This window comes from Streptomyces sp., assembly GCF_050698815.1.
Lineage (GTDB): Bacteria > Actinomycetota > Actinomycetes > Streptomycetales > Streptomycetaceae > Streptomyces.
In genome coordinates, this window is sequence record NZ_JBOHCV010000261.1 from 1 (window position 1) to 11,209 (window position 11,209).

10 protein-coding genes are annotated in these 11,209 nt (G+C 70.4%); 8 read left to right on the forward strand and 2 right to left on the reverse strand.

What is annotated here, in order from left to right; translation table 11 throughout:
- Nucleotides 1-129: 129 nt before the first annotated feature.
- The 6 genes from purS to purM all read left to right on the forward strand — a co-directional run bounded on the left by purS (nt 130) and on the right by purM (nt 7,077).
- Nucleotides 130-399 (forward strand): phosphoribosylformylglycinamidine synthase subunit PurS, encoded by a 270-nt coding sequence (gene purS / locus ACRDP3_RS09580; RefSeq protein WP_431516441.1) that lies wholly within the window; start codon nt 130-132, stop codon nt 397-399.
- On the forward strand, nt 396-1,073 hold the full coding sequence (purQ, locus tag ACRDP3_RS09585; RefSeq protein WP_431516442.1) for a phosphoribosylformylglycinamidine synthase subunit PurQ: 678 nt from the start codon (nt 396-398) through the stop codon (nt 1,071-1,073). The genes purS and purQ overlap by 4 nt, the downstream gene beginning before the upstream one ends.
- The gene (gene purL / locus ACRDP3_RS09590; protein ID WP_431516443.1) at nt 1,070-3,337 is read left to right on the forward strand and encodes a phosphoribosylformylglycinamidine synthase subunit PurL; all 2,268 of its coding nucleotides are present in this window, start codon (nt 1,070-1,072) and stop codon (nt 3,335-3,337) included. The genes purQ and purL overlap by 4 nt, the downstream gene beginning before the upstream one ends.
- A 117-nt stretch (nt 3,338-3,454) precedes the next feature.
- Nucleotides 3,455-4,261 (forward strand): sterol carrier family protein, encoded by an 807-nt coding sequence (locus tag ACRDP3_RS09595; protein ID WP_431516444.1) that lies wholly within the window; start codon nt 3,455-3,457, stop codon nt 4,259-4,261.
- Nucleotides 4,262-4,381: 120 nt separating this feature from the next.
- Nucleotides 4,382-5,935, forward strand: a complete 1,554-nt coding sequence (gene purF / locus ACRDP3_RS09600) for an amidophosphoribosyltransferase (RefSeq protein WP_431516445.1) — start codon at nt 4,382-4,384, stop codon at nt 5,933-5,935.
- A 65-nt stretch (nt 5,936-6,000) separates the two neighbouring features.
- Nucleotides 6,001-7,077, forward strand: a complete 1,077-nt coding sequence (purM, locus tag ACRDP3_RS09605) for a phosphoribosylformylglycinamidine cyclo-ligase (RefSeq protein ID WP_431516446.1) — start codon at nt 6,001-6,003, stop codon at nt 7,075-7,077.
- A gap of 120 nt (nt 7,078-7,197) precedes the next feature.
- On the opposite strand, the gene ACRDP3_RS09610 is transcribed toward purM, so the two are convergent.
- Complete coding sequence (locus ACRDP3_RS09610; protein WP_431516447.1) at nt 7,198-7,464, reverse strand: DUF3073 domain-containing protein; 267 nt, start codon at nt 7,462-7,464, stop codon at nt 7,198-7,200.
- Between the two features lie 198 nt (nt 7,465-7,662).
- Entirely contained in the window at nt 7,663-8,901 is a 1,239-nt protein-coding gene (locus ACRDP3_RS09615) for a Leu/Phe/Val dehydrogenase (RefSeq protein WP_431516448.1), read from the reverse strand.
- 153 nt (nt 8,902-9,054) lie between these two features.
- On the opposite strand from ACRDP3_RS09615, the gene ACRDP3_RS09620 reads away from it, so the two are divergent.
- Both ACRDP3_RS09620 and bldC read left to right on the forward strand, forming a co-directional pair.
- Complete coding sequence (locus tag ACRDP3_RS09620) at nt 9,055-9,930, forward strand: hypothetical protein (RefSeq protein ID WP_431516449.1); 876 nt, start codon at nt 9,055-9,057, stop codon at nt 9,928-9,930.
- Between the two features lie 545 nt (nt 9,931-10,475).
- Complete coding sequence (gene bldC / locus ACRDP3_RS09625; RefSeq protein ID WP_027749187.1) at nt 10,476-10,682, forward strand: developmental transcriptional regulator BldC; 207 nt, start codon at nt 10,476-10,478, stop codon at nt 10,680-10,682.
- Nucleotides 10,683-11,209: the final 527 nt, after the last annotated feature.

An 11,209-nucleotide genomic window follows, 5' to 3' on the forward strand; every position in this document is an offset into this window, starting at 1 on the left:
CGGCAGTGCGCCACCGATATCAACGCGCGTAGATATCGAGGGCCGGGTACGCTGGCGAACACGCCGCTTCGCACCACGCGCGCAGCGCGCACCAGCGCTCAAGCACCACCACCATCACCGGGAGTACCTGTGGCTCGCGTCGTAGTCGACGTCATGCTGAAGCCGGAGATCCTCGATCCGCAGGGACAGGCGGTGCAGCGAGCACTGCCGCGTCTCGGCTTCGGGGACATCGCCGCCGACGTCCGCCAGGGCAAGCGCTTCGAACTGGAGGTGGCGGAACCCGTCACCGACGACAAGCTGGCCCGTATTCACGAACTGGCCGAGACCTTCCTCGCGAACACCGTGATCGAGAACTTCACGGTCCGGGTGGAGAACGCCACACACGGAGCCCCGGCGTGAGTACTCGCATCGGCGTCGTCACCTTTCCCGGCTCACTCGACGACAGCGACGCGCGCCGCGCGATCCGGCTGGCGGGCGGCGAACCGGTCGCCCTGTGGCACCGCGACAAGGACCTGCACCAGGTGGACGCGGTCGTGCTGCCGGGCGGCTTCTCCTACGGCGACTATCTGCGCTGCGGCGCCATCGCCCGCTTCTCGCCGGTCATGGAGCGGCTGCTGGAGCAGGCCCGGGCCGGGCTGCCGGTACTCGGCATCTGCAACGGCTTCCAGGTGCTGTGCGAATCGCATCTGCTGCCGGGCGCGCTGACCCGCAACGACCACCTCCACTTCGTCTGCCGCGACCAGAAGCTCCGCGTCGAGCACGCGGAGACCGCCTGGACGGGCGACTACGCCCCTGGCCAGGAGATCACCGTCCCGCTGAAGAACGGCGAGGGCGGCTACGTGGCAGACGAGTACACCCTCGACGCCCTCGAGTCCGAGGGCCGCGTCGTCTTCCGCTACCTGGACGGCAACCCCAACGGCTCCCGGCGCGACATCGCGGGCATCACCAACGAGGCCGGGAACGTGGTCGGTCTCATGCCCCACCCCGAACACGCCGTCGAAACCCTGACCGGGCCGACGACCGACGGGCTGGGCTTCTTCACCTCGGTACTCAAGAGGCTGGTCTCCGCATGACTCCCACCCCGCGCGTCGCGCTCGACACCGTCAAGCACGCCGCAGACACCCCCGGCACCGACCAGCCGTGGGCCGCGCTCGGCCTCAAGCCGGACGAATACGCGCGCATCCAGGAAATTCTCGGCCGCCGCCCGACCGGCGCCGAACTGGCCATGTACTCGGTGATGTGGTCCGAGCACTGCTCGTACAAGAGCAGCAAGGTGCACCTGAAGCAGTTCGGCGAGAAGGCCCCCGAGAGTGACGCCATGCTCGTCGGCATCGGGGAGAACGCTGGCGTCGTCGACGTCGGCCAGGGATACGCGGTCACCTTCAAGGTCGAGTCGCACAACCACCCCTCCTTCATCGAGCCCTACCAGGGCGCCGCCACCGGCGTCGGCGGCATCGTCCGCGACATCCTCGCCATGGGCGCCCGTCCGGTCGCCGTCATGGACCCGCTGCGCTTCGGCGCCGCCGACCACCCCGACACCAAGCGGGTACTGCCCGGCGTCGTGGCGGGCATCGGCGGCTACGGCAACTGCCTGGGCCTGCCCAACATCGGCGGCGAAGTCGTCTTCGACCCCTGTTACCAGGGAAACCCGCTGGTCAACGCGCTCTGCGTCGGCGTCATGAAGCACGAGGACATCCACCTCGCCAAGGCGTCCGGCACCGGCAACAAGGTCATCCTCTACGGGGCGCGCACCGGCGGCGACGGCATCGGCGGCGTCTCCGTCCTCGCCTCCGAGACCTTCGACGCCGAAGGTCCCGCCAAGCGCCCCGCCGTCCAGGTCGGCGACCCCTTCCAGGAGAAGCTGCTCATCGAGTGCACCCTGGAGATCTTCCGGGAGCGGCTCGTCGACGGCATCCAGGACCTCGGCGGCGCGGGCCTGTCCTGCGCCACCTCCGAGCTGGCCAGCGCCGGCAGCGGCGGCATGCGCGTCGAACTGGACACCGTGCCGCTGCGCGACTCCTCGCTCTCCCCCGAGGAGATCCTGATGAGCGAGTCGCAGGAGCGGATGTGCGCCGTCGTCGAGCCCGGCAAGGTGGACCGCTTCCTGGAGATCTGCGAGAAGTGGGACGTCATCGCCACGGTCATCGGTGAGGTGACCGAGGGCGAGCGGCTGGAGATCTTCTGGCACGGCGAGCAGATCGTGGACGTACCGCCGCGCACCGTCGCGCACGAGGGTCCCGTCTACCACCGCCCGTACGAGCGCCCCAGCTGGCAGGACCGGCTCCAGGCCGACGACCCGGCGGCGCTGCCCCGGCCCGGTACCGGCGACGAACTGCGGGCCGCCGCGCTCGCGCTGGTCTCCTCCCCGAACCAGGCCGCCAAGTCCTGGATCACCGACCAGTACGACCGCTACGTACTCGGCGACACCGTGCTGGCGCAGCCCGAGGACGGCGGCATGATCCGCATCGACGAGGAGACCGGCCTCGGTGTCGCCGTCGCCACGGACGGCAACGGCCGCTACGCCAAGCTCGACCCGTACGCCGGCGCGCAGCTCGCCCTCGCCGAGTCCTACCGCAACGTCGCGGCGACCGGGGCCCGGCCGCTCGCCGTCACCGACTGCCTCAACTTCGGTTCGCCGGAGGACCCGGCGGCGATGTGGCAGTTCGCGGAGGCGTGCCGCGGGCTGGCCGACGCCTGCCGGCAACTGGGCACCCCGGTGACCGGCGGCAACGTCTCGCTCTACAACCAGACGGGTGACACGGCGATCCACCCGACCCCCGTGGTGGGCGTGCTCGGCGTCATCGACGACGTGACCCGCCGCACCCCCATCGGCTTCGCCGACGAGGGCCAGCTGCTCTACCTGCTCGGGGAGACCCGGGAAGAGCTGGGCGGCTCGGCCTGGTCGCAGGTCGCCCACGGACACCTGGGCGGGCTGCCGCCCGCCGTCGACCTGGAGCGGGAACGGCTGCTCGCCGAGATCCTGATCTCCGCCTCCCGGGACGGCATGATCGACGCGGCGCACGACCTGAGCGACGGGGGGCTCCTGCAGGCGCTCGCCGAGTCCTGCCTCAGGGGCGGCAAGGGCGCCCGGGTCGTGGTGCCGGACGGGCTGTCGCCCTTCGTCTTCCTCTTCTCCGAGTCGCAGGGCCGCGCGGTGGTGGCCGTGCCGCGCAGCGAGGAGGTCCGCTTCACCGACATGTGCGGCGCGAGGGGCCTGCCGGCCACCCGTATCGGGGTCGTCGACGGTGAGGAACTCGAGATCCAGGGCGAGTTCAGCGTTTCCCTGCGGGAGCTTCGCGAGTCCCACGAACGCACGCTCCCGGCCCTCTTCGCCTGATTCGCCGATCCCCTTGCCCGGTACCGGGCTCGCGCAGCCGTGCGAGCCCGGTACCCGCGAGAGCACGGCCGTGCGAAGGGCGGGGCCGGACCGTGGTCGCTCCTCTACGCTCTGACCATGCCGCCCGCCAAACGCCGCACGGTCCGTGGTGACGACCCCGCGAGGGTACGTACAGCCCTCATCGGTCAGGTCGAGGCCGTCACCGCGGCCGCGCACGAGCTGACCGCCGAGCAGTGCGCCCTGCCTTCCGGGCTGCCCGGCTGGGACGTGCGCCACCTCCTCGTCCACATCGCGCTGCAGATCGACGCCGTGCCCCGCTATCTCGCCGGCCCCGAGTCCACCGCCACGGCACCCGAGCTGGACCTGCCGACGTGGGCGCTGTCCACCGGGGAGGCCGCCGAGGACCTGGACCGGCAGACCCGCGAGGAGGCGGATCAGGCCGCCGACGGCCCCGCCCGCATCGACGAGGCCGTCGCGCAGCTGGAGCCGGTGCTGGAGGCGGCCGTACGGCCCGATCTGCTCATTCCGTCCCGCTACGGCGCCATGCGGATGCTCGACTTCACAGTGACCCGCCTCGTCGAACTGGTCGTGCACAGCGACGACCTGGCCCGCGCCACCGGCACCCCGGTCAGCCTCGACAGGCAGGCACTGGCCGCCACGGTGCGGCTGCTCATGAACGCCCTCGCCGCGAAGGCGCCGGGCGGCTCGGTCGAGGTGCGGGTGCCGCCGTTCGCCGTCGTCCAGTGTGTGGAGGGCCCCCGGCACACCCGCGGCACTCCTCCCAACGTCGTGGAGACCGATCCGCTCACGTGGGTGAGACTCGCCACGGGCCGGCTCTCCTGGGCGGACGCCCGCGCGGCCGGCGCGGTCTCCGCGAGCGGTGAACGGGCCGATCTGGGTGCCCAGTTGCCCGTCCTGGGCTGACGGCAGGACACGGCGGCCGGACCCGACGGGGGCCGTCACCGCAGGTAGCGCAGGTGTGACCGGGTTCCGGGGCACGTCCCCGGTTCGGAGTAACGCGGCACCTGTCCTAGACTCGGGCACGTGCCATGTGGTGACGGACGACTCAGCCACGACCTGCTCCCCGGCGAGAAGGGCCCCCAGGACGCTTGCGGCGTCTTCGGTGTCTGGGCACCGGGAGAAGAGGTCGCGAAGCTTTCCTATTTCGGTCTCTACGCGCTGCAGCACCGCGGTCAGGAGTCCGCGGGCATCGCAGTGAGCAACGGCTCACAGATCCTGGTCTTCAAGGACATGGGCCTGGTCTCGCAGGTCTTCGACGAAACCGCGCTCGGCTCGCTGCGCGGCCACATCGCCGTCGGCCACGCCCGCTATTCCACGACGGGCTCCTCCGTGTGGGAGAACGCGCAGCCGACCTTCCGTGCCACCGGACACGGCTCGATCGCGCTGGGCCACAACGGCAACCTCGTCAACACCGCCGAGCTCGCCGAGCTGGTCGCCCAGCAGTCCTCGTCGGCCCGCAACGGCCGCGGGACCCGGGTGGCGGCCACCAATGACACCGATCTGGTCACCGCGCTGCTGGCGGGCCAGACCGACGAGGACGGCACTCCGCTGACCGTCGAGCAGGCCGCCCCCCGCGTCCTGCCCCGGGTGCAGGGCGCCTTCTCCTTCGTCTTCATGGACGAGCACACCCTCTACGCCGCCCGCGACGCCCAAGGGGTGCGCCCGCTCGTCCTGGGCCGTCTGGAGCGCGGCTGGGTCGTGGCGAGCGAGACCTCGGCCCTGGACATCGTCGGCGCGAGCTTCATCCGCGAGATCGAGCCGGGCGAACTGGTCGCCATCGACGAGGACGGCCTCCGCTCCAGCCGCTTCGCGGAGGCAAAGCCCAAGGGCTGTGTCTTCGAGTACGTCTATCTCGCCCGCCCCGACACGGACATCGCCGGCCGCAACGTCTACCTCTCCCGGGTCGAGATGGGTCGGAAGCTCGCCGCCGAGGCCCCGGCCCCCGAGGCCGACATGGTCATAGCGACCCCCGAGTCCGGCACCCCGGCCGCCATCGGCTACGCCGAGGCCAGCGGGATCCCGTACGGCAACGGCCTGGTGAAGAACAGCTACGTGGGCCGTACGTTCATCCAGCCGAGCCAGACCATCCGCCAGCTCGGCATCCGCCTCAAGCTCAACCCGCTCAAGGAAGTCATCCGCGGCAAGCGGCTCGTCGTCGTCGACGACTCGATCGTGCGGGGCAACACCCAGCGGGCGCTGGTACGGATGCTGCGCGAGGCGGGCGCGGCCGAGGTCCATGTGCGGATCTCCTCCCCGCCCATCAAATGGCCCTGTTTCTTCGGCATCGACTTCGCGACCCGCGCCGAGCTGATCGGGAACGGCCTCTCGGTCGAGGAGATCGGCAAGTCCCTGGGCGCGGACTCGCTGGCCTACATCTCACTCGAGGGGATGACCGAGGCGACCACGATCGCCAAGCCGAACCTCTGCCGGGCCTGCTTCGACGGCGAGTACCCGATGCCGCTGCCCGACCCGGAGCTGCTGGGCAAGCACCTGCGTGAACCCGAGGTCCCGGACGCCGACGGCGTCGGCACGCTGACCGCGGGCGTCGGCGGTGCCGACGCGCTGCGCCGTCCCTGACGCACGCCCCAGCCCACTCACGCCCAGCCCTCATGCCGACCGACGATCCGAAAGAGCTGACCGTCATGCCTGCTGAATCTTCCGGTGCCGGTGCCAGTTACGCGGCGGCCGGTGTGGACATCGAGGCGGGTGACCGTGCCGTCCAGCTGATGAAGGAATGGGTGGCCAGGGCCCAGCGCCCCGAGTCGGTGGGCGCGCTCGGCGGCTTCGCCGGGCTCTTCGACGCCTCCGCGCTCAAGCGCTACGAGCGCCCCCTGCTGGCCTCCGCCACCGACGGCGTCGGCACCAAGGTGGCGATCGCCCAGCGCATGGACCAGCACGACACCATCGGCCACGACCTGGTCGCGATGGTCGTCGACGACCTGGTGGTCTGCGGCGCCGAACCCCTGTTCATGACCGACTACATCTGTGCGGGCAAGGTCGTACCCGAACGGGTAGCCCAGATCGTCAAGGGCATCGCCGAGGGCTGTGTGCTGGCGGGCTGCGCACTGGTCGGCGGGGAGACCGCCGAGCATCCGGGGCTGCTGGCCCCGGACGAGTACGACGTCGCGGGCGCCGGTACGGGCGTGGTCGAGGCCGACGCCGTGCTGTGCGCGGATCGTATCCGTACGGGGGACGCCGTGATCGCCATGGCGTCCTCGGGTCTTCACTCGAACGGGTACTCGCTGGTCCGGCACGTGCTCCTGGAGCGCGCGGGCTGGGCCCTGGACCGGCACGTGGCGGACTTCGGCCGCACCCTCGGCGAGGAGCTGCTGGAGCCCACCAAGATCTACTCGCTGGACTGCCTGACCCTGGCCCGTACCACCGAGGTGCACGCCTTCTCGCACATCACCGGAGGCGGACTCGCCGCCAACCTCGCTCGCGTCGTCCCGGCCGGGCTGCACGCGAGCGTGGACCGCGGGACCTGGACGCCGGGAGCGGTCTTCGACCTGGTCGGCCAGGCGGGTGACGTCGCGCAGGCGGAGCTGGAGAAGACGCTCAACATGGGCGTCGGCATGATCGCCGTCGTCCCGCAGGACTCCGTCGCGGCGGCGCTGAGCACGCTGGCCGGCCGCGGTGTGGACGCGTGGGTGGCGGGAGAGATCACCGCACGCGAGGGCGGTGCGGAGGCGGTCGCCCTCCATGGGGACCATGCGCGCTGACAGCGCTGCCGACGGTGACCGGGCCGGCTTAGAGCCACCCCGGTCGCACCGCGCCGGAACAGCACAGAACCCGGTCCGGCATACGCCGGACCGGGCAGCGAACCGCCGGCGACAGCTTCGTCAGCTGCGACGTCGATGCGCGGAGATGTCGGAGGACTCGGCAGCCTCGTCCCCGGAATCATCCTCGTTGTACACGTCCGCGTACTGTGCGTACGGGTCGTCGTCCTGCTCCTGCTCATCGTCCTCGAACGTGTCGCCGTTCGGCGGCTCGTTCGACGGCGATGCACCCAGCTCCTCGGCCAGGCGCGAGAGATCAGTCCCGCCGCTGTTGTACTTCAGCTGGCGGGCGACCTTCGTCTGCTTGGCCTTGGCCCGGCCGCGCCCCATGGCTCGACCCCCTCAACGACGGGGCTCGACGGCCCCAGAGTCTTGACACGCGTTCACAATTCAGATCGGACCCTCGAGGGAGAGACCGTCCAGGGCTTCAACGGTACCTGCTTCCGTGGCCGTACGGTACGCCGCCCACACGACACGACCGTTCACCGGCGTGCCAGGCGACTCTCTCCTCGCTGGTCAGCTGAGATTTTACCGTGTCGCGGACGATCGACCCGCCGTGGGGTGGTGAGAAGGCTCTCCACCGGCCATGAGCTGCTCCGCGATGCGGTCGGCGGCCGCCGCCGGCGGGACTCCGTCGACCTCGGCGCGCGCGAAGATGGCCAGCGTGGTGTCGAGAATCTTCGCCGCCTTTGCCTTGGCACGTGCGAAGTCGAAGCCGTGCAGCTCGTCGGCGACCTGGATCACACCGCCCGCGTTCACGACGTAGTCCGGCGCGTAGAGGATGCCGCGGTCCGCGAGGTGCTTCTCCACGCCCGGGTGCGCCAGCTGGTTGTTGGCGGCACCGCAGACGGCCCGCGCGGTGAGCACGGGGACCGTCGCGTCGTTCAGCGCGCCGCCCAGCGCACAGGGCGCGTAGACGTCCATGCCCTCGAAGCGGATCAGCGCGTCGGTGTCGGCGGCGACCAGCACCTCCGGGTGCGCGGCCCGTACCCGCTCGACCGACTGCGCTCGTACGTCCGTGACCACGACCCGCGCACCGTCCTCCAGCAGGTGCCGCACCAGGTGGTGGCCGACCTTGCCGACGCCGGCGATGCCCACCGTACGGTCGCGCAGCGTGGGAGCCCCCCACAGCTGCTGTGCGCTGGCGCGCATGCCCTGGAAGACGCCGAAGGCGGTGAGCACCGACGAGTCGCCGGCCCCGCCCTGCTCGGGCGAGCGGCCGGTCGTCCAGCGGCACTCCCGCGCGACGACGTCCATGTCCTGCACGTACGTGCCCACGTCGCAGGCGGTCACGTAGCGCCCGCCCAGCGAGGCCACGAAACGGCCGTAGGCGAGCAGCAGCTCCTCGGTCTTGATCTTCTCCGGGTCGCCGATGATCACGGCCTTGCCACCGCCGTGGCCGAGACCGGCCATCGCGTTCTTGTACGACATGCCGCGGGAGAGGTTCAGCGCGTCGGTCAGCGCCGCCTCCTCGGGGTTCTCCGCGCCCGCGTAGGCGTGGAACCTGGTGCCGCCCAGGCCGGGGCCCAGCGTGGTGGAGTGGAGCGCGATCACTGCCTTCAGGCCGCTCGCGCGGTCCTGGCACAGCACGACCTGCTCGTGCCCGCCCTGCTCGGACCGGAAGAGGGTCCGCAGCACTCCCGCCTCGCTCGCTCCGTCGACGCTGACGGTGCGCGCCCCCGGCACGGAGTGCTCGGGGGATGGACTGACGTCGGTCACGGTGGTGACTCCTGATGTCGCGATGAAGCCCTCTGAGCCGGCCTCCATGCTTGTGGCGCGGAACCGGGGCAAGGGCCGGTCGACAGCAGCGTAGACCTGCGAGCGACGGCATCGTTGCGGTGCCACGATCGGGGTAGTCAACTGTCCCTCGGGCTCCCGGGCCGGTACGGCACGGGAGCATCGAACTCTTGGAGGAAACGCGTGGCTCAGCAGGCGGCGGCCATCGTCCCGTACGCGGCGTATCTGCGGGTGTACGAGCCACTGGCCGCGTTTCCCGAGGCGGAGCGCGCCCACTGGGTCCGGTACGCGAAGCGGGAGCGGGTGCCGACCGCGCAGGACGAGCTGCGGCGCTCGCTGGCCAACCTGCTGTCCGTGCCGCCCGTCGCGGTGCCCGAGCGGGAGAGCGCGGACGCCTTCGTGGCGGACGCGGACGGCGTGGTCTGCGTCTGCCCCTGGCGCACCAGGCTGCGCGGCTGGCAGGCGCTCTCGGCGCTGGGGCAGGCCGCGGACGAAGGGGAGGTGGCGATGCCGCAGGCCGTGCTGGACGCGGCGGTGCCGCCGGTCGTACGGCGACAGGCCGCCGCGGACTACGAGCGCTGGCTGACCCGCAACCCCGACGCCCGGCCGTGGATCCGCACAGCGCTGTGGCACGTGCCCGTGCGTTGGTTCGTACTTTTCTCGGCTGAAGAGAAAGAGTTTGCGAAGCCCGGAACGGGTGAGGAGAGCGTTCAGCAGTTCGTCCTCCGCTATCGCACACCGATGGTCCAGGCGCGGCGTCGCCTCGCACGTGGCCTGAAGGTGCTCCGCGAGGAGCTGGAGGAGGGGCCGCTCGTCGATGGCCTGGTAGACGTGGGCCGGTGGCTGGAGGAATTCCATCCGCGGTCCCTCGTCGAACTGGACTACGGCGGTCTGGCGCATGCGATCCCCGAGGAGCAGCTTGCCGACGACCACTCCGCGGCCGATGTGGCGGAGGGCATCGCGGCACTGCGCGCGGGGGACGGGGAGCGGGCCGGCGTGGCGTACGAGCGGCTCACGGACCGCTGGCGGGCTGTGCGGGAACTGCAGTTCGCGAACTGACCGTGCGGGTGGGTCCGTTCGGTTGACGGTGGGCTTCGCAGGTCTTCGTGAACCGAACGCGGGCGGCGCCTTCGGGGGCAGCGGTACGTCACGGACCTCCGGGACCAAGGTCCCGAATGGGGTTCAAAGCCTCAAGCGTGACGGATTGCACTTTCCGGGGCCTTGCTCTCAGACCTGTCCCTCGTGTCAAAATAGGACAAGGAGCTCGACAGGGCCTCCTTCCGTCCAACTAAGGGCGGATAGATCGGTATTGCACTCCTTGGTGGGGCTGGTGCTGCTTGGTCCTGCTGTGACTGATCGTCACGGTGGGGTGACTGTCCGCTATGGGGCGGTCCACCGGCTTCCGTCAAGGTTGAACACCTGAGAGGGCAATTCCATCGGTTTGGCCGACGTGGCTGGACAGATGGTGTAGTTGTAGTGCCGAGGACAAGCCGTTCGTCCTATAACCGACTCGGCCCGCGTCCGCCCATATCGGGCAACGTGGGTCAAGGTGCAGAATTTAAGGAAAGAACCGTGATGGTTCGGTTCCTCCGAGGAGGCCGCTCATGACCGCTCGCACCCCTGATGCCGAGCCGCTGTTGACCCCGGCTGAGGTCGCCACGATGTTCCGCGTGGACCCGAAGACGGTCACGCGCTGGGCAAAGGCAGGCAAGCTCACGTCGATTCGCACGCTCGGTGGTCACCGCCGCTACCGCGAGGCGGAGGTGCGCGCGCTGCTGGCGGGCATTCCGCAGCAGCGCAGTGAGGTTTGATCAGACGAAATAACTGCATATCCGGGCGTTATCGGGGCCCAGGCCCCGAATCGACGCCCACGGAAACAGACGTCAGGCCACTGTCCCCAACGGGGCTTGATCGTTGATCGCGCTGGACTCCGCCGGGTCCGGCGCGATCTTTTTATGCCCTCGTCCCCGGCCGGTGGCCGGCGCGGGGGCCGTGGCGGGCCGGCCCCGGCTGGCCCGGACCGGGCTCGCTGGAGGGGAAGTTGGGGTGTGCGGCGGGGCCGCCCGAGGGCTGGTGCAATTGCATATATAAAATTGAGGAGTGGTGAGAAGCGCCTCAGTTCCGCTGAATCCGGAGCAGTGGCGGTGACTCCCGTCACACCGACTGCCACTTGTCGCACGAGGCTACTCTGCGGTAATGGTGACTCGCCGTGAACGCCGTGCTCCCGGCGCCGCCAGCGTGACACCGAACAGCCCGGCAGGCGACCGGCTTTGACTAACTCGCCGCCGAACTGCTCCCGGTGTCCCCGGGTTCATCCGCCGAGGGCTCCATCGCGAGG